This window comes from Lentibacter sp. XHP0401 (assembly GCF_025751535.1).
Classification (GTDB): Bacteria; Pseudomonadota; Alphaproteobacteria; order Rhodobacterales; family Rhodobacteraceae; genus Lentibacter.
The window spans coordinates 1-21,405 of record NZ_JAOWLC010000015.1; the positions used below are offsets into that span (position 1 = coordinate 1).

18 protein-coding genes are annotated in these 21,405 nt (G+C 56.7%); 13 read left to right on the forward strand and 5 right to left on the reverse strand.

The annotated features are described in order from the left end of the window. Nucleotides 1-203: 203 nt before the first annotated feature. From OE750_RS16715 to OE750_RS16730, 4 genes are read left to right on the forward strand one after another with little or no spacing between them, the layout of a single operon-like run. Nucleotides 204-2,315 (forward strand): N-6 DNA methylase, encoded by a 2,112-nt coding sequence (locus OE750_RS16715; RefSeq protein WP_263765455.1) that lies wholly within the window; start codon nt 204-206, stop codon nt 2,313-2,315. Beyond that, nucleotides 2,312-3,538: a restriction endonuclease subunit S gene (locus tag OE750_RS16720; RefSeq protein ID WP_263765456.1), complete on the forward strand. Its 1,227-nt coding sequence runs from the start codon at nt 2,312-2,314 to the stop codon at nt 3,536-3,538. Before OE750_RS16715 ends, OE750_RS16720 begins: the two co-directional genes overlap by 4 nt. Before the next feature lie 44 nt (nt 3,539-3,582). Further along, nucleotides 3,583-6,651, forward strand: coding sequence for a type I restriction endonuclease subunit R (locus tag OE750_RS16725; protein WP_263765457.1), 3,069 nt, complete (start codon nt 3,583-3,585; stop codon nt 6,649-6,651). Then, entirely contained in the window at nt 6,641-7,366 is a 726-nt protein-coding gene (locus tag OE750_RS16730; protein WP_263765458.1) for a M48 family metallopeptidase, read from the forward strand. Before OE750_RS16725 ends, OE750_RS16730 begins: the two co-directional genes overlap by 11 nt. A gap of 87 nt (nt 7,367-7,453) precedes the next feature. Here OE750_RS16730 and tnpB read toward each other — a convergent pair whose 3' ends face one another. Continuing rightward, nucleotides 7,454-7,804 carry an IS66 family insertion sequence element accessory protein TnpB gene (tnpB, locus tag OE750_RS16735; protein ID WP_263765459.1) on the reverse strand — a complete coding sequence of 117 codons (351 nt, stop codon included), beginning with the start codon at nt 7,802-7,804 and terminating at the stop codon, nt 7,454-7,456. A gap of 737 nt (nt 7,805-8,541) precedes the next feature. Here tnpB and OE750_RS16740 point away from each other — a divergent pair. Beyond that, entirely contained in the window at nt 8,542-9,297 is a 756-nt protein-coding gene (locus OE750_RS16740) for an SDR family NAD(P)-dependent oxidoreductase (RefSeq protein WP_263765460.1), read from the forward strand. Nucleotides 9,298-9,336: 39 nt separating this feature from the next. Here OE750_RS16740 and OE750_RS16745 read toward each other — a convergent pair whose 3' ends face one another. From OE750_RS16745 to OE750_RS16755, 3 genes are all read right to left on the reverse strand, one after another. Continuing rightward, complete coding sequence (locus OE750_RS16745; RefSeq protein WP_263765461.1) at nt 9,337-10,050, reverse strand: class I SAM-dependent methyltransferase; 714 nt, start codon at nt 10,048-10,050, stop codon at nt 9,337-9,339. A gap of 119 nt (nt 10,051-10,169) precedes the next feature. Beyond that, nucleotides 10,170-11,504: a sulfatase-like hydrolase/transferase gene (locus OE750_RS16750; RefSeq protein WP_263765462.1), complete on the reverse strand. Its 1,335-nt coding sequence runs from the start codon at nt 11,502-11,504 to the stop codon at nt 10,170-10,172. Nucleotides 11,505-11,629: 125 nt separating this feature from the next. Continuing rightward, nucleotides 11,630-12,463, reverse strand: a complete 834-nt coding sequence (locus tag OE750_RS16755; RefSeq protein ID WP_263765463.1) for a tryptophan 2,3-dioxygenase — start codon at nt 12,461-12,463, stop codon at nt 11,630-11,632. A 132-nt stretch (nt 12,464-12,595) separates the two neighbouring features. On the opposite strand from OE750_RS16755, the gene OE750_RS16760 reads away from it, so the two are divergent. The 8 genes from OE750_RS16760 to OE750_RS16795 are packed head-to-tail and all read left to right on the forward strand — an operon-like array spanning nt 12,596 to nt 20,519. Continuing rightward, nucleotides 12,596-14,890 carry a bifunctional salicylyl-CoA 5-hydroxylase/oxidoreductase gene (locus tag OE750_RS16760; RefSeq protein ID WP_263765464.1) on the forward strand — a complete coding sequence of 765 codons (2,295 nt, stop codon included), beginning with the start codon at nt 12,596-12,598 and terminating at the stop codon, nt 14,888-14,890. Then, a complete protein-coding gene (locus OE750_RS16765; RefSeq protein WP_263765465.1) occupies nt 14,887-15,642 on the forward strand; it encodes an SDR family NAD(P)-dependent oxidoreductase in 756 nt (251 codons plus the stop codon). The genes OE750_RS16760 and OE750_RS16765 overlap by 4 nt, the downstream gene beginning before the upstream one ends. Then, nucleotides 15,639-16,133, forward strand: a complete 495-nt coding sequence (locus OE750_RS16770) for a MarR family winged helix-turn-helix transcriptional regulator (RefSeq protein ID WP_263765466.1) — start codon at nt 15,639-15,641, stop codon at nt 16,131-16,133. Before OE750_RS16765 ends, OE750_RS16770 begins: the two co-directional genes overlap by 4 nt. Before the next feature lies 1 nt (nt 16,134). Then, the gene (locus tag OE750_RS16775; protein ID WP_263765467.1) at nt 16,135-16,935 is read left to right on the forward strand and encodes an enoyl-CoA hydratase family protein; all 801 of its coding nucleotides are present in this window, start codon (nt 16,135-16,137) and stop codon (nt 16,933-16,935) included. Continuing rightward, a complete protein-coding gene (locus OE750_RS16780) occupies nt 16,935-18,095 on the forward strand; it encodes an acyl-CoA dehydrogenase family protein (protein WP_263765468.1) in 1,161 nt (386 codons plus the stop codon). Before OE750_RS16775 ends, OE750_RS16780 begins: the two co-directional genes overlap by 1 nt. After that, nucleotides 18,095-19,723, forward strand: a complete 1,629-nt coding sequence (locus tag OE750_RS16785; protein WP_263765469.1) for a benzoate-CoA ligase family protein — start codon at nt 18,095-18,097, stop codon at nt 19,721-19,723. The genes OE750_RS16780 and OE750_RS16785 overlap by 1 nt, the downstream gene beginning before the upstream one ends. Then, nucleotides 19,720-20,124, forward strand: a complete 405-nt coding sequence (locus OE750_RS16790) for an acyl-CoA thioesterase (RefSeq protein ID WP_263765470.1) — start codon at nt 19,720-19,722, stop codon at nt 20,122-20,124. Before OE750_RS16785 ends, OE750_RS16790 begins: the two co-directional genes overlap by 4 nt. Further along, nucleotides 20,121-20,519 carry a RidA family protein gene (locus OE750_RS16795; protein WP_263765471.1) on the forward strand — a complete coding sequence of 133 codons (399 nt, stop codon included), beginning with the start codon at nt 20,121-20,123 and terminating at the stop codon, nt 20,517-20,519. The genes OE750_RS16790 and OE750_RS16795 overlap by 4 nt, the downstream gene beginning before the upstream one ends. Nucleotides 20,520-20,531: 12 nt before the next feature. Here the strand turns inward: OE750_RS16795 and OE750_RS16800 are convergent, their stop codons facing one another. Beyond that, nucleotides 20,532-21,386: a DUF6544 family protein gene (locus OE750_RS16800; RefSeq protein WP_263765472.1), complete on the reverse strand. Its 855-nt coding sequence runs from the start codon at nt 21,384-21,386 to the stop codon at nt 20,532-20,534. Nucleotides 21,387-21,405: the final 19 nt, after the last annotated feature.

Consider the following 21,405-nt stretch of genomic DNA (forward strand, 5'->3'; position numbering starts at 1 on the left):
CAGTGGTTATGATGAGCCAACAACACTCTCTTATCAAATAACGCTATTTGGACCCATAAGCGCTGACGTCAGACAGTGGAACCAAAGAAATCGGCGAGGGCATCGACACTGCTATCGCAGGCATCGCCGAGGAGAATGACCTCAAGAACGTAATCGACCGCGCCTATTTCAACGATACCGAAAAGTTCGGGCGCGGTGCCAAGATGATCACCACGCTCACCGCTCTGATCAACATTTTCAGCCGCGAAGAGTTGAACTTCAGCCGCAACCGGGCAGATGGCGACGACATCCTCGGTGACGCCTACGAATACCTGATGCGAAACTTCGCGACGGAGTCAGGCAAAAGCAAAGGGCAGTTCTACACCCCCGCCGAGGTCTCGCGCATTGTAGCAGAAGTCGCAGGCGTCAATCGCGCCAGTAGCCCACAGCAGACGGTATATGACCCCACCTGTGGTTCCGGCTCGCTGCTTCTGAAGGCTGCAGACGCAGCCGATGTCAGCCTGACCATCTATGGGCAGGAAATGGACATCACCACCCGCGGCCTCGCCAAGATGAACATGATCATGCACGGGCGCGAGGATGCCGAGATCGCTCAGGGCGACGTCATAGGCGAACCGCAATTCAAGGCATCCGAGACCGAACTCCAGACCTTCGACTTCGTTGTGGCCAACCCGCCCTTCTCTGCCAAGGCTTGGGGTTCAGGCTTGACCGCCGATACCCGTTTTGGACGCTTTGATCTCGGCATGCCACCAGACAAGAACGGCGACTTTGCCTTCCTGCTCCATATCCTCGGCTCGATGAAGGCCACAGGCTCCGGCGCGGTCATTCTACCCCATGGGGTCCTTTTCAGGGGCAACAAGGAATCTGAGCTGCGCGAAAAGATCCTCAAACGCGGTTACATCAAGGCGATCATCGGCTTGCCTGCGAACCTGTTCTACGGCACCGGCATCCCTGCCTCGATCATCGTGCTCGACAAATCCGGTGCCTGCGCTGATCGCCCGGTTTACATGATCGACGCCTCCCGTGGCTTCATCAAGGACGGCAACAAGAACCGCCTGCGCGAGCGTGACATCCACAAGATTACCGACGCCTACACCCGCGAGGCCGAGATCAAAGGCTACAGCCGCCTCGTCCCCTACACCGAGATCAAGCGCAACGACTTCAACCTGAATATCCCACGCTATATCGACGGCTCCGATCCCGAGGATCTCCAAGACATCGAGGCGCACCTGAAAGGCGGCGTGCCGAACCGCGATATCGACCTGCTGGCCGAATTCTGGGACGTCATGCCGGGCGTGCGCGCTACCCTCTTTGGGCCAAACCCACGTGCAGGCTATTCTGATCCTCTGATCGAACCGGAGGAGGTCCGCACCACCATCCGCAACCATTCCGAATTCGACGCCTTCAGGAAGCAGGTTCAGACGATCCTCAACGGCTGGGAAGACCAGAACAAGCCGCTCATGGATGACATCCAGATCGGCGACAAGCCGAAAGACCTGATCCACACCATCGCCGAGGACGTGCTGACCCGCTTTGCCGAGGCACCGCTCATCGACCAGTATGAGGCCTATCAGCGGCTTATGTCCTACTGGGCGGAGGTTATGCAGGATGATGTGTTCATCGTCGCCCACGATGGTTGGGAGGCCGCGAAGGAACTGCGCGAGGCCCGCAAGGAGACCGACGCCAAGGGCAAGGTCAAATGGCTGGAAGAGGCCGACCTGACCGTGAACAAGGTGCGCCTTGTGGCCGATGTCATCCCGCCCCGGCTGATCGTTACGCGGTTCTTCCCGGACATGCAGCAGGCGCTGGACGATGCGCAGGCCAAGGCCGAGGAGCTGGGCCGCGAGATCGAGGAAATGGTCGAGGAACACGGGGTCGAAGGCGGGCTGCTGGCCGATGCACTGACGGAGGCGGGCAAGCTGACCGCCGCATCGGTGAAGGCGCGCACAAAATCCGGCGAGGCAGAGCCGGAGGAGGCAAAGCTGCTGAAACTGGTGACCAAGCTGATGACGGCCGAGACGGCGGCGAAGAAGGCCGTCAAGGAAGCCGAGGAGGCGCTGACCGAGGCCACGCTGAAGAAATACCCCGAATTGACCGAGGAAGAGATCCGCACGCTGGTCGTGGATGACAAATGGCTGACCGACATCGCCGAGCTGATCGAGGCCGAGATCGAGGCACGGACCGAGCAACTGACTGCGCGGGTTCGGGTGCTGACGGAGCGGTATGGGCACACGTTGCCGGAGGTGTCAGGGTCTGTTGAGGCCTTGTCGCTCAAGGTGTCTGAACATCTTCGCGCGATGGGCTTTGCAGAATGAACATGGACGGACAAAGCATAGCGGCTGATTGGCGTGAGATAGATCTCGGAGAACTTGCAACGTTCCGGACCGGACCCTTTGGAAGCACTTTCCACAAATCGGACTACGTAGTCGGGGGAACCCCCCTCATAAATCCTTCACACATCATCGACGGCGACATTGTCCCAGATGAAACCGTCACCGTGCGCCCTGAGCTTGCAAAGCGACTCAGTGTTTTCGCCCTACGCGAAGGTGAGATCGTAATCGGTAGGCGCGGAGATATGGGCCGGTGTGCTGTTGTGAAGCGACATCATGAGGGCTTCTTGTGCGGCACAGGCTCTATGATCGTGCGCCCCCGCCTTGGCACCAATCCACACCTGCTGCAATCGCTGCTCTCGAGTCCGGAAATCATTGCCAAAATTGAAGAAAACTCGGTCGGCACGACCATGATTAACCTGAACCAAGGGACCTTGTCAGCCTTGAAAATCAGGATGGCAGCGGAACCAAAAGAACAGGAAGCCATCGCCGAGGCGCTTTCGGATGCGGATGCGCTGATCGAGGGGCTGGAGCGGCTGATCGCCAAGAAGCGGCTCATCAAGCAGGGCGCGATGCAGGACCTCCTGACCGCCAAGCGCCGCCTTCCGGGGTTCTCGGGTGAGTGGACGAGAGCCCCACTTCGACAGCTATGCTCCCAAATACAAGACGGCACCCATTTCACGCCAACCTACGTCGAATACGGGACACCATTTTACAGCGTTGAAAACGTGACCGCTCGGAACTTCGATAATTGCAAATACGTGACGCCAGAAGCACACGAAGCGATGGCCAAGCGGTGCAGGCCAACACGCGGCGATATTCTCATGACCAGAATCGGCAGCATCGGAGATACCTATCTCGTCGACTGGGATCACGAGGCAAGTATCTACGTTAGCCTATGCCTGTTGCGTCCGGGGAAATCTATCGACGCCAGGTATCTCTACGCCTACTCGCGCTCAAGCATGTTCGTGAAAGAGGTTGAAGAACGTTCGTTGCCGAACGCAATTCCCAAGAAGATCAACCTTGGTGACATTGCTGACGTTAATATCTCAATTCCTATTGACCCAACTGAGCAAGCTGAAATCGCCTCTGTCCTGAACGACATGGATGCCGAAATCCAAGCCCTCGAAGACCGCCTCGAAAAGGCGCGGCAGGTGAAAGAGGGCATGATGCAAAACCTTTTGACCGGGCGGATCAGGCTGCTCTGACAATATTTTAAGCAAGTGAATTTCAAGAGATAGGGATAAGGGCCATGAGCAAGATCGGCGAGGCAGAACGCAAAGCGCAGAACAGGGTCATCGACCTGCTCAGCGCACACCAGATTGACGCCCCCGGCGGTCTCGGCTGGCGCTACCTCGGCGATTGGCAAAAGCGCGACGGCAACGCCAATATCGAAGAGGACCTGCTGCGCCCTTGGCTCCTGTCCCGCGGCTACGCGCCCGACATCGTCACCCAGGCCATCACCCTGCTGAAACGCGAGGCGCGGATGGAGGGCACCAAGCTCTACGAGGCCAACCAAAGTTTTTACGAGATGCTCCGCTACGGCGTGGCCGTCGCCCCCGGCCCGGGCGAGGCCCCCGTCACCGTCCGCTTCATTGACTGGTCTGACCCCACCGCCAATGACATGGGCGTTGCCGAAGAGGTCGCCATCAAGGGCAAGGACGCCAAAGCCTGGAACAAGCGCCCCGATCTGGTGCTTTACGTCAATGGCATCGCACTGGGTGTGGTGGAGTTGAAGAAATCCACCGTGGGCGTCGGCGAAGGTATCCGCCAAACCCTGGATAATCAGCGGCCCGAGTTCATCCAGCATTTCTTTACCACCGTTCAGATCACCTTCGCCGGCAATGACAGCGAGGGGCTGCGCTATGCCGCGATCCAGACACCACAGCCCTATTGGCTGGCCTGGAAGGAAGACAGCGAAATCACCGGCCCGCTGGACCGTGATGTCACGCAGATGATGACCCCCGCGCGGTTCCTTGAGATCATCCACGACTTCACGCTGTTTGACGCAGGGAAAAAAAAGATCACGCGCCCAAACCAGTATTTCGCTGTGAAGGCGGCACAAGACCGTGTGCGGGAAAAGCAAGGTGGGATCATCTGGCAGACGCAAGGGTCCGGCAAAAGCCTGATCATGGTGATGCTCGCCCGCTGGATCAGGGAGGCATTTCCGGATGGCCGCATCCTGATCGTCACCGACCGCAAAGAGCTGGACAGCCAAATTGAAGACGTATTTGGGAACACAGGCGACAAAGTGCGCCGCGCTCGCAGTGGCAACGACCTGATGGCCGCTCTGGCCGACCCTACCGACAGGATCATTTGCTCACTCGTCCACAAATTCGGCAAGCGCGAAGAGGGCGAGATGGAAGGCCTGATCTCCGACATCCAGAACGCCAATATCGGCGCCCCTGTCGGCGAATTCTTTGTCTTCATCGATGAAGCCCACCGCACGCAATCCGGCAAGCTTGCGAATGCAATGCGCAAAGTGCTGCCAGAGGCAATGTTTGTCGGCTTTACAGGCACGCCATTGCTGAAGTCCGACAAAGGCACGTCGTTAGAGACATTCGGCCCTTACATCGGCAAGCCTTATCGCTTTGATGAGGCGGTCGAAGATGGCGTGGTATTGGACCTGCGCTATGAGGCACGAGACATTGACCAGAGGATCAGTGCGCCGGGCAAAATCGACGCCTGGTTCGAGGCGAAGACCAAAGGGTTGACCCCGAACGCCAAAGCGACCCTGAAGCAGCGCTGGGGCACTTTGCAGCGTGTGCTGTCGAGCCGTGACCGGCTGGAGCAAATCGCCAACGACATCATAATGGATATGGAGATGAAACCGCGTCTGCATTCTGGCATGGGCAACGCTATGTTGGTTGCGGGTTCAATCCCAGAGGCTTGCAAGTTCTTCGAAATATTCAAGAAATCTGGTTCTGTCCTGGCTGAAAAATGCGCGATTGTGACCTCATACAAACGTGCGGCGCCTGAAATCACCGGCGAAGAAACCGGCATGGGCGAAACAGAAAAGCAATATGTCCATCGCGTCTATACGGACCTCCTGGGCGAAACCTCAGAAGAAGATTACGAAGAGGAAGCACTGCGGCTGTTCAAGAAAGAACCGGGGCGGATGAAGCTGTTGATTGTCGTCAGCCGCCTCCTGACTGGCTTTGATGCGCCGACGGCCACATACATCTACATCGACAAGCAGATGCGCGATCATGGTCTTTTCCAGGCAATCTGCCGCGTTAACCGTCTCGATGGTGATGACAAGGATTTCGGCTATATCGTCGACTATAAAGACCTGTTTCGGAACATCGAAAGTGCCGTCGAAGATTACACCTCCGAGGCATTCGATGCCTTCGACAAAGAGGACGTTGAAGGCTTGATCACTGATCGTGCCGATCAGGCAGATCAGGATCTACGTGTTGCCCGCGACGCTTGGTTGGGCCTTATGGATTGCGTAGAACAACCAAAGTCGGATGCAGAGATTTTCACATATTTTTCCAGCCCACAGGGCATCGACAACGATCCGGATGCAGAAGAAAAATCGCGACGCCGTCAGGCGCTCTACAGGATTTCCGGACGCTATGCCCGAGCATACGCCAACGTAGCCGCAGAACCCGAAGGAACCGGTTTCAACGATCTTGAGTTGGGTGAATGTCGGCGCGAGGTGGAGCGTGCTATCGGGATCAGGGATGCGGTAAGACTACACAGCGGCGACGCCGTGGACATGAAGCTTTACGAGCCTGCCATGCGGCACCTGATCGATAGTTACATTCGGGCTGAAGACTCAGAAATCATATCCCACCTCGACGACATTAGCCTGATCGACCTGGTTGAAAGTAAAGGGGCCGCTGCAGAAGAGGATCTACCTCCGGCATCAAAACGCAAACGCGAGAATGTCGCTGAAGCGATCGAAAACAACGTCAGAAAACTGATTATCGAAGAAAGTCCGGTTAATCCCCGGTTTTACGAGAAGATGTCCGAACTGCTGACTGATCTTATCCGTCAACGGCGCGAAGATGCTATTGAATACGCTGAATATCTTGAGCGCATCGCCGCACTCGTAAAGGATGCCAAAGCTGGCCACGGTAGAGAATACCCCAAAACGGTGGATAGCACAGGCAAAAAGGCACTGTTTGATAACCTTGGTGCCAACGAGGAGCTGGCGTTGAAAGTCGACACCACCGTGCGCGAGACAGCCCCATTCGGCTGGCGAGGTAATGCAATGAAGGAAAGAAAGGTGCGACGCTGCTTGGAACAAGCCCTGGATGACCCGGAAACGGTGGAGCAGATATTTGAAGTATTGAAGAACCAACATGAATACTGAGGTTTCGCAGATCGGAGGTCTCGAAGTCGAGATCGTGCGCAAGAAGATCAAGAATTTACACATCGGTTGCTATCCGCCTGAGGGTAGGGTCAGAGTCGCGGCTCCAGAACTTGTAACTACAGATGCGATTAGGCTCGCTGTCTTAACTAGAATACCCTGGATCAAACGTAAGCAGGCACAATTTCTTCAACAAGAGCGCCAGTCCCCGCGCCGCTACGTTTCCGGTGAAACGCATTTTCTGTTTGGGCGGCCTCTTAGGCTAGAGGTTCAAGTATGGGGAAAAAAGGTTCATCGAGTTTCTCGGCGGTCCGGTGAACGTCTACTTTTGAACGTTCCAATGAACAGTAATGCAGATCAACTGCATCGCTGGATGAACGCATGGTATAAAGCAGAACTTCGGAAGTTGGTCGCGCCACGCATTGAAACATGGGCTATGCGAATGGGCGTGCAACCTGAGAAGTGGGGAATTCGTTCAATGAAGACTAAGTGGGGTAGTTGCAATCCTAACAAAGGCATTGTGTGGCTGAATGCTGAGTTGGCCAAGAAGCCGGAAAAGATGATCGACTATGTTATTGTTCATGAGCTTGCCCACTTCGTTTCATCTAGGCATGACGAACTTTTCACATCTGTGCTGGATCGGGAAATGCCCTCGTGGCGGCAACTTCAACGCGAATTGAATGCACTGCCGCTCGCTGCTTGGGAGGCCCATGACTAATGTCTCTTTGGGTTGGCCTTTAGTATTTCAATTCGGACTTGAGGCGTAATACAGCCCGAATAGAAAGAATGGAACTACAGGCACACTCTAGGCATGTTGGGGATGGTAATAGGGAGCGCTGGCTACACGGCGCCAATCAATCCCTTCAAGAAGGGATTCAAATTGTGCTTTCGTCATTGTGATTATGCCACCTGACATCTTTGGCCAAACGAACCCTTTGCCTTCGATCCTTTTGTAGATCAAAACAAGGCCAGTCCCATCCCACATGAGAACCTTTATTTTGTCGTTGCCCTTGGAGCGAAAGACAAAGAAAGCCCCCGAAAACGGGTCCATTTCAAAGTTGTTCAGAACACAGCTGGCAAGACCATCCATACCTTTGCGGAAGTCGACTGGCTGCGTGGCCAAGTAGATTTTGTATGTGTTGGATGGTGCGATCATGTTGTCTGTCTCATAGTCTTGACTATTGCACTGAGTGCCGTTTCAGAAATGTCGACTGGGAACTCCAATCGAACGTCGCCGAAATCCATAATGGCCACCCCGCTACCTGAGGATGAGGGAACGGACACATTGGGTCGGTTTCCTTCAGATGTGATTTGAACAGGTGCGAACGCCGGCTCATCTCTGCCCAGAAGTTCTCCTCGGCTTCTGCGATCTGCAACGGACCATTTTCGGACCAAGCATTCATGCGCACCGATTTCGGCAGCTATTGCGCCAGGCGTTGCACCATCCTCTCGGATCCGACGTGCCGCTTCTATTTTGAGCTTATTGGGCCAGATTTTCTTATCTGAGGGGGTGCGCTCGATCGTGAAACCCCAGACTTCGTGCTTGGACATGTTTGCCTCCGTTGCTTGCGAAGACTGTTATACAATTCACCGGCCAAGATAGTTTAGGGGGTAATCAAGGGGTCAGATGCAACGCTTACCCTAACTGCGCGCAGGCGCTGACTTAACGCACCTGAAGGTGACGAACAGTCAGCGGTTCGATCCCGCTATGCTCCACCAAAACCACCTTCTCTGCGAAACACCCCCCAGCACCTCCAACTGCGCGCAGGCGCTCTAAAGGCGGTTTTACCTGCGCCTTTAGCAACGTCTGTTGCGGTGAATGACAAAGATCAACGCGGTCGCATTCCATCGGTGAGACAATGAATCCGATCAGTCAATTTGAAGGAATGTCTCATGCAGTTTGATTTTCAGAACAAAACGGCAATCGTTACGGGTGCTGCGTCTGGTCTTGGCGCGGAAATTGCGCGGGACCTGGCGCGCTACGGGGCTACGGTTGTTCTGGCGGATGTAGACGAAGCTGGGCTTTCAGCTGTGGCTTCGGAGATCAAGGCATCCGGCGGTGTGGCCTTGACCCACAGAGCAGACACAAGCGCCGCCGCTGATGTAGAAGCTTTGGTGGAATTTGCTGTCGCGCAGACCGGTGGGCTGCATCTGCTGGTGAACAACGCCGGGATCGGCGGGGATACGGCGCCTGTTGGCGAATATCCTCTGGAGGGCTGGCACAAGGTGATTGATATCAACCTGAACGGTGTCTTTTACGGGATGCGCTACGGCATTCCCGAGATGGTCAAGGCGGGAGGCGGTGCTATCGTCAATATGGCCTCGATTTTGGGGTCTGTCGGCTTTGCCAACTCAAGCGCCTATGTGGCCGCGAAACATGCTGTGGTTGGCCTCACGAAAACGGCGGCAATAGAATATGCGGCGGCGGGTGTGCGGCTGAATTCGGTTGGCCCGGGGTTTATCGCGACACCGCTTCTGGAGAAAAATCTCGACGCGGACACATTGGGCGGGCTTGCCTCCCTGCATCCGATCGGACGCTTGGGCGAGGCAGCAGAGGTTTCTGCGTTGACCTGTTTTTTGCTCTCGGATCAGGCCAGCTTCATAACCGGAAGCTACCACCTTGTAGATGGCGGCTATACTGCGCAGTGATATCTGCTGAGGCGGGCGCGCATTCGGTTCGGGTTTGCTTTATTTCTGAACCCTTGAGTGCGTCGGCCTCAGTGCTTCGGCCTTGTCGATCACTACAATTGAATCGTGCACGTGAATGCCGCTGAATTCGCGCGCCAGTTCTGGCAGGCGCGGTTTGCCTTTGTGGTGATACCACATATGCATATCGTCTATCATCTTGCGCACCGTGTTGAAAAAATTTCCCGGAGCTTTGAACCCGCCGCCAAAGCGCGGATAATATGCGGTGTGCAGGTCTTCGATCATGTAAGTGCCGCCTTGGGTGAGGAGCGGAAACAGCACTTTGAGTGACGTATCGACATGTGGCATCCGGTGACTGCCATCATCAAGCACCACATCAACGCCGCCCATTTCTGCCACGACCTCTGCCAGAAACGCAGGATCATCCTGCGATCCGATCCGCACCATGCCTGACTGGCCATCGTATTGCGCACAGGCAGGGTTGATATCAATCCCGCAGATCACCGCGTCTTTGCCGAAATAGCGCCGCCACATCTGAAGACTGCCACCATTGTTCACTCCGATTTCAAGGAACTTGACGGGTGTGCCGCGATACCGGCTGAAATAGCGGTCATACAAAGGCAGATAATGATGCCATTTGTGCACCTTCACCCCTTCGTTATTTGCATAAATGTCCAGCAAATCACCATCAAAACCATAGCGCTCACGAATATCCGCGGCGACATCGCCGTCTTCGGGGAACCTGAATTTTTTCATCTCTGCCTGTCCTGCTCGCTTTTGTGAAAAGCCTGTCTGCCATGCGATGATATCGCTGCACTACGTTTAGGGGCAAGTGCGCATAGGGGCTTACTGTCGTTCCTGCACGGTTACGCGCTTCAAGTACCGGTTGGGGCTGTCTCGTCGAGTGTCAGGCCGTATTCCTCGCTGGCTTTGAGAAGCGCGGCGTAGACATCCTGAAAGGCCGGGTGATCCGAGCCAAGGCTTTTGTATTGCCACGGGTCTTGGTTGAGGTCGTAGAACTGGGTTTCGCCGCCTGCGTAGCGAATAAGGCGGTATTGGCCTTTGCGCACAGCGACGTTGTTGTAGTGAAAGGTCGGCACGGCACGCTCAGGGGTTCTTGCGCCTTCAAGGTATGGTCGCAGGGAGCTGCCAGCACAGTTTTCAAGCGGGGGAAGGCCTGCGTAATCAAGCAGGGTTTGGCCCACATCCAGCAGCGGAACAGGATCGTTTACCACAGCGGCGTCTTTAATTGACGGGTCATGGACGATCAGCGGGACATTGGCGACCTGCTCCCAGAGCGTTGTTTTGCCGAAGCGGTTTCTTTCACCAAGGTGAAAGCCGTGATCGGACAGGATGACCACAATTGTATTATCGGCGTGCCGCGAGGCTTTGAGCGCATCCCAGACGCGGCCGAGTTGCTCATCAACATAAGTGTAAGCGGAGTAATAATTTCGCACGCTTTTGCCCCAGAAACTTGCGCCTTGCTTCTCCGGGTCAAAGGCCTCGTTTTCCTTGCCCTTTTCATAGAGGCATGGGTCGTAGGCCTCATCCCAAGCCGCAGGCTTTTTGAACTTGCGGTGATCATAGGCTTTTTTGTGCGGTAAAGGCGTCACGAAGGGGCCGTGCGGGCTGTGGAAGCCGATTTCGCGGTAGAACGGTTCTTCGGCGTCGTAACTTTGCAGAAAGTTGATGGCCGAGGTTGCGGCCTGGGTATCATAGAGCGCGTCAAAATCTTTCTCATCGGTCAGCGCGAAGCCTTTGCGCCAGCCGCCGGTGCGGACATGGGGCTGCTTGGGGGGCATTCCTCCCAGCCCGCCAAACTGCTTTGGTCTGTCGGAATAGAGCGCTTCACTGACTTCTTCGGGAAAGCCGCGGCCATGGTGAACCTTGCCACCCGCCGAGCAGAAATAGCCAGCGTCCTTGAGCTTGTGAGGCCACATTGTGCTTGGTTCGATCTTGTCGAAAAAGCGGGTTTTGTTCTCGAATATCTGCGACTGCTGCGGGCTTTGGCCCGACATGAAACTTGTCCGCGAGGGGCCGCAGACCGGCGACTGGCAATAAGCGGCCTGAAAGGCTGTGGAGCGCTCGCATATTCTGTCGAGATTGGGTGTTTTGAGCTCTTCACCGAAAACATCACGATACTTCCAGAAGGCGACGGCATCATCAAAGCTGATCAGAAGAATGTTCGGTCTTGGAGGACGGGAGGCCACTGGGCAACGACTTTCAAAAGCGTGTTAACTGCTTGATTTATCATATTGTGGCAGTTTCCCGCAGCTTATCGAAAGCTGTGTGAAACGGTCAAGCGCTATTCGGCTTTGTGCGGCGGGGCGCGGGGTTAGAGCGCGCCGCGGACGTTCCATAGCTCGGGGAAAAGCTCCACTTCCAGCATTTTGCGCAGGTATTGCACGCCGCTTGTGCCGCCTGTGCCACGCTTGAAGCCGATGATGCGCTCGACCGTGGTGACATGATTGAAGCGCCAGCGGCGGAAGTAATCTTCCAGATCAACCAGCTTTTCGGCGAGTTCGTAGAGGTTCCAGTATTTGGCGGGGTCTTGATAGACTTTGAGCCAGGCCGCCTCGACCGCTTCATCGGCTTTGTGGGGCGCGCGGTGGCGGAAGATTTCGGGGGCAAATGTGGCGCCTGTTTCGGCTGCCAGCGCTTTGAGCGCAACATGGTAGAGCGACGGGCGCGCCAGTTCGTCTTCGAGCAGCTGGTGCAGCTCGGCGCGGTGCTCGTGAACCTTCATCAGGTTTTCGTTACGGTTGCCAAGGACATATTCGATGAGGCGATACTGGTGCGACTGAAAGCCCGAGGATTTGCCCAGCGTCTCGCGAAATGTCGTGTAATCACTCGGGGTCATGGTGCGCAGAACATCCCATGCGGAGTTGAGCTGATCAAAAATACGGCTGAGGCGTGCGCACATTTTGAAAGCGGGTTGATACTCGCCTTTCTCAAGCAGCGCGCGGGCGGCGGCGGCCTCGTGCAGAGCCAGTTTCATCCAGAGTTCGCTTGTCTGGTGCTGGATGATGAAAAGCATTTCGTCATGCGCTGTGGAAAGCGGCGTCTGGGCGTTGAGTATCTCGTCCATGTGGAGATAATCACCATAGCTCATGTCACGCGCGAAGGACATTTGAGCGCCATCTGTTTCCGGGTTGTAGCTTTCACTCATAGGGCTTCCTCTGGATTTGACGTAAGCGTATTTGCGGATCGCAACTATTTCAAGCCTAAAACTTTAAGCTTGAAATAAGTTTCTGCCTGCGCAAGGTTGTATGTGTAACCTATACGGAATCAGGGAGATGTCATGCGTGTAGCGTGTTTGGGCGGCGGTCCTGCGGGACTTTATTTTGCAATTTCAATGAAACTGCGTGACCCCTCTCACGAGGTTGTTCTGTTTGAGCGCAACAAGGCAGATGACACCTTTGGCTGGGGCGTTGTGCTTTCGGACGATGCACTGGCGAATATGCAGGAAAATGACCCGCAATCTGCCAATGCGATCCGCGACAACTTTGCTTATTGGGACGATATCGCCGTGGTGCATGACGGTGTGCGCACCGTTTCGGGCGGGCATGGCTTTGCGGGCATTGGCCGCAAGAAAATGCTGCTATTGCTGCAAGACCGCGCGCGGGAGCTGGGCGTTGACTTGCGGTTTGAAAGCGTTGTCGGCCCTGTTGAGGACTACAAGGACGAATTTGACATTGTGGTTGCTTGTGATGGCATCAATTCCAGTGTCCGCACTGCTTGGGCCGAGCATTTCAAGCCTGATGTCGATGTGCGCGAGTGCAAGTTTATCTGGCTTGGCACACATCAGAAATTTGATGACGCGTTCACGTTTATTTTCGAGAAGACAGAGCACGGCTGGGTCTGGGTTCATGCTTACCAGTTTGATGACGACACAGCGACTGTGATCGTCGAATGTCAGCAGGATACATGGGACAAGATCGGCTTTGAGAGCATGAGCAAAGCCGAGATTATTGCCAAATGCGAAGAGATTTTCGCCGATCATCTTGGCGGGCACAAGCTGATGTCAAACGCGGATCACTTGCGCGGCTCGGCTGTGTTTATGAACTTCCCCCGCGTGCTCTGCGAGAAGTGGCACCACGAGAATGTGGTGCTGTTGGGCGATGCTTCGGCCACGGCGCATTTCTCGATCGGGTCCGGCTCGCGGCTGGCGTTTGACTCAGCGATTGCTTTGGCACAGTTGCTCCATGAAGAACCGAATATGGAGCGCGCCTTCGAGCGGTATCAGAGCGAGCGTCGGCTTGAGGTTTTGAAACTTCAGTCGGCAGCGCGCAACTCGCTTGAGTGGTTCGAGCAGGTCGAGCGCTATTTGGGCATGGACCCGGTTCAGTTTAACTATTCGCTTTTGACACGCTCGCAGCGGATTTCGCATGAGAACCTGCGCTTGCGCGACCCTGACTGGCTTGCAAGCGCCGAAAAGTGGTTTCAGCAGCACGCGGGCGCACCTAAGGAAGCCCCTGTGCGGGCGCCGATGTTTGCGCCGTTTGCATTGCGCGACATGAAACTGGCGAACCGTGTCGTGGTGAGTCCGATGGCACAGTATAAGGCTGTGGACGGCTGCCCGACCGACTGGCATTTTGTGCATTATGCCGAGCGCGCCAAAGGCGGCGCGGGGCTTGTTTACACCGAGATGACCTGTGTAAGCCCCGAGGGGCGGATCACGCCCGGTTGCCCCGGGCTTTATGCGCCCGAGCATGAGGCCGCATGGGCACGGCTGACCTCGTTTGTGCATGATGAGACGGAAGCGAAGATTTGCTGCCAGATCGGCCATTCGGGGCGCAAAGGCTCAACGCAAGTGGGCTGGGAAGTTATGGATGCGCCATTGAAGGCGGATAACTGGGAAATTGTCAGCGCTTCCGATGTAGCATGGTCGAAGAACAACGCCACACCGCGCGCGATTACGCGCGCCGAGATGAACACCGTGAAGGCGCAGTTTGTGAGCGCGGCGGAAATGGCCGAGCGCGCAGGGTTTGACATGATCGAGCTGCACGCGGCGCACGGGTATTTGATTTCGTCGTTTATCTCGCCGGTGTCGAACGTGCGCTCTGATGAATACGGCGGGAGCCTTGAAAACCGGATGCGCTATCCTCTGGAAGTGTTTGAAGCGATGCGCGCGGTATGGCCTGCGGCAAAGCCCATGTCTGTACGGATTTCGGCAAACGACTGGGTGGGCGATGCAGGTGTGACACCTGACGAAGCGGTCGAGATTGCGCGGATGTTTGACGCGGCCGGGGCGGATATTATTGATGTATCCGCAGGCCAGACCAGCACCGAGGCGCGGCCTGTTTACGGGCGCATGTTCCAGACGCCGTTCTCGGACCGTATCCGCAACGAGGCGGGCTTGGCGACAATGGCTGTCGGCAACATTTATGAGGCAGATCACGCCAACTCTATCCTGATGGCCGGGCGTGCAGACCTTGTGGCCGTGGGCCGCCCGCACTTGGCAGACCCATACTGGACGTTGCATGAAGCGGCCAAGATTGGTGACCGCGAGGGGCGCTGGCCTCTGCCCTATGAAGCCGGACGCGAACAGCTTTGGCGGCTCGCCGACCGTGAGGCCGAGACGATCAGGGCATGAGTATTGCGGGCAAACATATCGTGATATCGGGCGGCGGCAGCGGTGTTGGCGCAGCCATGGCCGAGGTGTTTGCGAAGGCAGGCGGCAAGGTGAGCATTCTGGGGCGGCGGCTTGAGCCGCTTCAGGAAGTGGCGGCGCGCACGGGGGCTTTGCCTGTTGTTTGCGACGTGACAGACGCGGGCGCAGTCAAAGCGGCGCTGGAGACGGCCCGCGAAACGCACGGGCCTGTGCATGTGGCTGTGGCCAATGCAGGCGCGGCCTTGAGCAAACCTTTTGCCAAGATGAGCGCCGAGGAATTGAACTCGGCGCTTTCTGTCAACGTATTGGGCGTGTTCAACCTGTGGCAGGCGGCTTTGCCTGACATGAAAGCAGAGGGCCGGGGGCGGATGATTTGTGTGGCTTCCACCGCGGGCCTTAAGGGCTACCCCTATGTGGCGGGGTATGTGGCGGCAAAGCACGCGGCCGTAGGCCTGACCAAGGCGCTGGCGCTTGAGCTGGCAAAGACAGGGGTGACCGTGAACGCGCTGTGCCCCGGATTTGTGGAGACGCCGCTTCTGGAGCGCTCGATCGAGAACATCGTCTCAACCACGGGAATGAGTGAAGAAGACGTGGCGAAAGCCCTGAAGAAAGACAACCCGCAGGGGCGATTTGTGCAGCCTGAAGAAGTGGCCGAGGCCGCGCTTTGGCTGTGCTCGGAGGGCGCAGGAAGTGTCAACGGGCATACGCTGACGATCTCGGGGGGCGAGGTATGAGCGCCTTGGAGAAGATATCGGATAAAGCCACAAGCAAGACCGCAGATAAGACCACCAGCAAGGCACGGCTAAGGCTTTGGCTGCGGTTGCTCAAGGCTTCGAAGCTGATTGAAACAGAGCTGCGCGAGCGGATGCGGCGGGAACTGGACACCACCCTGCCCCGTTTTGATGTGATGGCGGCACTGAGCCGCAACCCTGAGGGGCTGAAAATGTCGGCTCTTTCCGGGGTTCTCAAGGTATCAAACGGGAATGTGACGGGGATTGTGGAGCGACTGGTGGAAGACGGCTTTGTGCGGCGCGATGCTGTGGAAAATGACAGGCGCGCTTTTTTGGCGAAGCTGACAGACGCAGGGCGCGCGGAATTTGCGCGGCAGGCCGAAGCACATGAAGCCTGGGTTGATGAACTTTTAGACGATGTAGAGCCCGAGCGCGCCGAGCGGCTGGCCCAGTTGCTGGGCGAAGTGGCCGCGCATATGGAAGAGGAAAACTGAGATGAGAACCGATGTTAAGCATTTCAAATGCGCTGTGAAAGACGGGATCGCCACTGTGGCGCTTGACCGCCCCGAACGAAAAAACCCGCTGACTTTTGAAAGCTATGCCGAGCTGCGCGACTGGTTTCGTGACCTCGTTTATGATGACGAAGTGAAGGTTGTTATTTTTGCCAGCAACGGTGGCAATTTCAGCTCGGGCGGCGATGTGCATGACATCATCGGGCCGCTCACCAGGATGAGTATGAAAGAGCTTCTCAACTTCACCCGCATGACCGGCGACTTGGTGAAAGCGATTGTGAATTGCGGGCGACCTGTGATTGCGGCGATTGACGGTGTGTGCGTGGGTGCGGGAGCGATTATTGCGATGGCTTCGGATCTTCGGATAGCAACGCCTGAAGCCAAGGTTGGCTTTTTGTTTACGCGCGTCGGCCTTGCGGGCTGTGACATGGGCGCTTGCGCAATTTTGCCGAGGATCATCGGGCAAGGGCGCGCAGCCGAGTTGCTTTATACCGGGCGGTCTATGAGCGCCGAAGAAGGCGCAGCCTGGGGCTTTCACAACAAGTTGGTTGAAGCCGGTGCTTTGGATGCGGAAGCACTTGAATGGGCCACGCGGCTCGCGGCAGGGCCGAATTTTGGCCACATGATGACCAAAACGATGCTTGCACAGGAGTGGTCCATGTCGATCGAGCAGGCGATTGAAGCGGAAGCACAAGCGCAGGCGATTTGTATGCAAACGGGTGACTTCGAGCGGGCGTATAACGCGTTTGTTGCGAAAGAACGCCCTGTATTTGAGGGCGACTGATGGCAGACCGTAGCTTCCTTGACTGGCCGTTTTTTGAACCGCGCCACCGTGAACTTGCCGAGCGGCTCGACGCTTGGGCAAGCGCTGAACTGAGCGGAATTGACCACAGTGATGTTGATGCGGCGTGCCGCGCGCTTGTAGAGGCTTTGGGCCGCGACGGCTGGCTTGAGCACAGTGGTGCGGAAGGGGATGAGAAGCTTGATGTGCGCACGCTTTGCCTCATTCGCGAGACGCTGGCGCGGCATGATGGCTTGGCAGATTTTGCGTTTGCGATGCAGGGGCTTGGCACCGGGGCGATCAGCCTGTTTGGCAGTGATGCCCAGAAGGCCGAGTGGCTGCCTTTGACCCGAAGTGGCAAGGCTATGTCTGCGTTTGCTTTAACAGAGCCGCAGTCAGGCTCGGATGTGGCGAACTCGACGATGACGGCTGAAGAAGACGGCGACAGCTTTGTTCTCAATGGCGAGAAGACGTGGATTTCAAACGGCGGGATTGCGGATGTTTACACACTTTTTGCCCGCACCGGCGAGGCTGAGGGCGCACGGGGGCTGAGCGCCTTTATCGTGCCTGCGGGGCTTGTTGGATTTGAGGTAACCGAGCGGCAGCAAGTGATTGCGCCACATCCTCTGGCGACATTGCGCTTCACCGATTGTCGCATTCCAAAAAGCGCTTTGCTGGGTGAACGCGGGGCAGGCTTCAAAATTGCCATGTCGGTTTTGGATGTGTTCCGCTCGACTGTTGCGGCGGCGGCGCTTGGCTTTGCAAGGCGTGCTTTGGACGAAGCTTTGACACGGGTAAGTGAACGGCAAGTTCAGGGTGCGCCGCTGTTTGAGCTGCAAATGGTGCAGGGTCATATCGCGGATATGGCTGTCGATATCGACGCGGCGGCGCTGCTGATTTACCGCGCAGCCTGGGCCAAGGACAGTGGTGCTGCGCGGGTGACGCGCGAGGCCGCGATGGCAAAGCTTTTCTCGACGGATCAGGCGCAGCTTGTTATTGACCGCGCCGTGCAGTTGCACGGGGGTGACGGTGTGCGCCACGGACAGAAGGTTGAAGAACTATACCGCGATATACGCGCCTTGCGGATTTATGAGGGCGCAAGCGACGTGCAGCGTGTTGTGATTGCACGGCAGACTATGAGCGCTTTTCTGGGAGGGAAGTGATGCTTGGACTTTCGGCACATGAAGATACATTCGCGCGTGACAACCTGCCTGACGCGGCGCTTTGGCCCGAGATGAACCTAGCGGGGTTTGACTACCCCGAGGTGCTCAATGCGGGCTATGAGCTGACCGATGCGATGGTAGCCAAGGGATTTGGCGACCATACCGCGCTGATCGGCAACGGGCGGCAGCGGACCTATAAGGAGCTGACCGACTGGACCAACCGCTTGGCGCATGCGCTTGTTGAGGAGCTTGGCGTGAGGCCGGGAAGCCGTGTGCTTATTCGCTCGGCAAACAACCCTGCAATGGTTGCGTGCTGGCTGGCAGCGACAAAGGCAGGGGCAGTTGTGATCAACACAATGCCGATGCTGCGGGCGGGCGAGCTTGGCCAGATTGTGGACAAGGCAGAAGTTGAATTTGCGCTCTGTGACATGCGGCTGATGGATGAAATGGAAGCCTGCGCGGCGGACAGCGCCTTTCTCAAGCGGGTTGTCGGATTTGACGGAAGCTCGAACCACGAGGCAGAGCTTGACCGCATGGCGCTTGAGAAGCCTGTCCGCTTTAAGGCTGTCCAGACAGGGCGCGACGATGTGGCTTTGCTTGGCTTCACCTCGGGAACCACGGGCGAGCCGAAAGCAACGATGCATTTTCACCGCGACTTACTGATTATTGCGGATGGTTATGCGCGCGAGGTTTTGGGTGTGACGCCCGAGGATGTATTCATCGGTTCACCGCCTTTGGCCTTTACCTTCGGGCTTGGGGGCCTGGCTATTTTTCCGCTGCGGTTTGGGGCGACGGCAACTTTGCTTGAGAATGCCTCACCACCAAACCTGATCGAGATTATCCAGAAGTATAGGGCAACTGTCTGCTTCACTGCGCCCACCGCTTACCGCGCGATGCTACGTGCGATGGAAGAAGGCGCGGACCTGAGCAGCCTGCGCGCTGCTGTTTCGGCGGGGGAGACGCTGCCTGCCCCTGTTTACGAGGAGTGGATGGCCAAGACGGGCAAGCCGATGTTGGACGGGATCGGTGCAACGGAGATGTTGCATATCTTTATCTCGAACCGCTTTGATGACCACCGCCCCGCCTGCACGGGCAAGCCCGTGACAGGGTATGAGGTGAAGATTATCGACGACAACGGCGCAGACGTGCCACGCGGTGAAGTCGGACGGCTGGCCGTGCGCGGGCCCACGGGCTGCCGCTATTTGGCGGATGCGCGGCAAGAGGTTTATGTGCAAAACGGCTGGAACGTGACAGGCGACAGCTTTGTTATGGACGAGGACGGGTATCTGCATTTTGCCGCCCGCAACGATGACATGATCCTCTCGTCGGGCTACAATATTGCCGGCCCCGAAGTTGAGGCGGCGCTCTTGAGCCACGAGGCTGTTCTGGAATGTGGCGTGATTGGTGCACCCGATGAAGACCGTGGCGCTATTGTGGAAGCGCATGTGGTTCTGGCCGAGGGCTGGGCGGCGGATGACGCAACTCGAAAAGCGCTTCAGGACCATGTGAAGGCAAAGATCGCGCCGTATAAGTATCCGCGTTCTATTGTATTTATCGAGGCACTGCCAAAAACGCAGACAGGTAAAATCCAGCGGTTCCGCTTGCAGGCAGGAGACCCTGAAAAATGACATTTCAGTTCAGGCAAAAGGTGCTTTTCAAACACTGCGATCCTGCGGGAATCGTTTTTTATCCACGCTACTTCGAGATAATCAACGACTGTGTCGAAGCCTTTTTTGACGAAGTGCTTGGCTGGCCTTTTGAGGTGCTTCTCAAGAACGGCGGCACGCCGACTGTGCAGATTGCCACCGAATTTCTGGCGCCCAACAGGCACGGCGACATGCTTGTGCTGGAGTTGACATGCACAAAGCTCGGGCGGACGAGTATGGGCATCGAAATTGAAGCGCGCACAGACGGAAATATCAGATTTCAAGTGAAGCAGACATTGGTTTGTGTGGATGCCTCAGGCAAACCCGCTCCATGGCCAGAGGCAGTGCGCGAGGCACTGAAGGAAAAAGGAATGATACAATGAGCAACACGATTATCCAGCCCGAAGGATGGGCTCCGGCCAAGGGCTATTCCAACGGGGTGCTCACAAAAGACGGCACACTTTATGTGGGTGGCCAGATCGGCTGGACGGCTGAGCAGCGCTTTGAAAGCCACGATTTTATTGGCCAGATGGAACAAGCCCTGAGCAACATCATGGATGTTGTCACAGCTGCGGGCGGCGGAGCCGAGCACATCACGCGGCTCACATGGTATGTCACGGACAAGGCAGAATACCTTGCCCGCCAAAGCGAAATCGGCGCGGTGTATCGCAAGATTCTCGGGCGCAATTTCCCTGCGATGACTATGGTTGTGGTTGCGGGGCTTGTTGAAGACGAGGCGCTTTTGGAGATCGAGGCGACTGCGGTCATCACCAACTGACTTTTCTTAAGGTTAGCCGTTGGTATAGCCAATCTCGACATCAAAGAAGATGTGATACTGCCCGGTTCCGTAGTGATTGCCGGCTGTGAGCTTTGTGGGCAGGGTGAAGCCTGCAAAGCTGCCGTGGGCGGTGATATCGCCGCCGAATGGCTGGCGCCGGAATGTCTTTTCGGGGTTTTCATCGCTCCAGCGCAGAAAGCTGACCGAGAGAAGGCGGCCTGATGTATCAACCTTTATTTCAACGCTCTGTGTGAGTGCGCCGAGGGTGACTGTGACTTCGGCACTGTTTGTGCCTGTGGCGGCCCATGTGAGGCTGTCCCAGCCCGCTTCGGCGGCAGGAAGAAATGCTGCGGGCGTAAAGAGAAGTGCATCGCCCACGAGACGGCCAAAGGCCGAGAGCAAGTGATCGGCATTGCCCCCTGCACGGGCGAGCGGGAACAGGCCAAGGAGGCGAAAGCGGCTCCAGCTTTTGCCATCGCACAGGCCATCACTGCCTGTGATAGAAAGTGTTTCACCCATTTTGACCGACCAGAGTAAACCCAGAGGCGGCGCGATCACCTGGCGTGCCTGCATGGGCTGCGGGTTGGGTGCGTCTTTTGATCCGAGATCGAAGCTGCCTTGCATCTGCACATCGGCAACCGTGGTGAGCGGAGTGCCAGCGGCTATGCTAAAGCGGAAGAAACGCTGGGCAGCGTCAGGCAGGCTGTCGAGCATCGTCTCGTTGAAAACGGGCGGTGCGGCCGGCTGGCGGGCCAGCAGACGCGCGATGATGCTGGCGTCTTGAGCGCGGTCGCGGCGGGCCATGATAACGAGAAAAAGCGCAGCACAGACGAGAAGCGCGAAGGTTGTGAGCAAGACAGTGAGCATCTGCGCGTCCTTCGCTGGC

Bases quoted from the DNA above. Each gene is read 5' to 3' on its own strand.
- OE750_RS16800 (WP_263765472.1), bottom strand. From the start codon at position 21,386: ATGCTCACTGTCTTGCTCACAACCTTCGCGCTTCTCGTCTGTGCTGCG.
- OE750_RS16780 (WP_263765468.1), top strand. From the start codon at position 16,935: ATGGCAGACCGTAGCTTCCTTGACTGGCCGTTTTTTGAACCGCGCCAC.
- OE750_RS16715 (WP_263765455.1), top strand. From the start codon at position 204: ATGATCACCACGCTCACCGCTCTGATCAACATTTTCAGCCGCGAAGAG.
- OE750_RS16730 (WP_263765458.1), top strand. From the start codon at position 6,641: ATGAATACTGAGGTTTCGCAGATCGGAGGTCTCGAAGTCGAGATCGTG.
- OE750_RS16725 (WP_263765457.1), top strand. From the start codon at position 3,583: ATGAGCAAGATCGGCGAGGCAGAACGCAAAGCGCAGAACAGGGTCATC.
- tnpB (WP_263765459.1), bottom strand. From the start codon at position 7,804: ATGATCGCACCATCCAACACATACAAAATCTACTTGGCCACGCAGCCA.
- OE750_RS16795 (WP_263765471.1), top strand. From the start codon at position 20,121: ATGAGCAACACGATTATCCAGCCCGAAGGATGGGCTCCGGCCAAGGGC.
- OE750_RS16760 (WP_263765464.1), top strand. From the start codon at position 12,596: ATGCGTGTAGCGTGTTTGGGCGGCGGTCCTGCGGGACTTTATTTTGCA.
- OE750_RS16765 (WP_263765465.1), top strand. From the start codon at position 14,887: ATGAGTATTGCGGGCAAACATATCGTGATATCGGGCGGCGGCAGCGGT.
- OE750_RS16785 (WP_263765469.1), top strand. From the start codon at position 18,095: ATGCTTGGACTTTCGGCACATGAAGATACATTCGCGCGTGACAACCTG.
- OE750_RS16790 (WP_263765470.1), top strand. From the start codon at position 19,720: ATGACATTTCAGTTCAGGCAAAAGGTGCTTTTCAAACACTGCGATCCT.
- OE750_RS16755 (WP_263765463.1), bottom strand. From the start codon at position 12,463: ATGAGTGAAAGCTACAACCCGGAAACAGATGGCGCTCAAATGTCCTTC.
- OE750_RS16770 (WP_263765466.1), top strand. From the start codon at position 15,639: ATGAGCGCCTTGGAGAAGATATCGGATAAAGCCACAAGCAAGACCGCA.
- OE750_RS16745 (WP_263765461.1), bottom strand. From the start codon at position 10,050: ATGAAAAAATTCAGGTTCCCCGAAGACGGCGATGTCGCCGCGGATATT.
- OE750_RS16775 (WP_263765467.1), top strand. From the start codon at position 16,135: ATGAGAACCGATGTTAAGCATTTCAAATGCGCTGTGAAAGACGGGATC.
- OE750_RS16740 (WP_263765460.1), top strand. From the start codon at position 8,542: ATGCAGTTTGATTTTCAGAACAAAACGGCAATCGTTACGGGTGCTGCG.
- OE750_RS16720 (WP_263765456.1), top strand. From the start codon at position 2,312: ATGAACATGGACGGACAAAGCATAGCGGCTGATTGGCGTGAGATAGAT.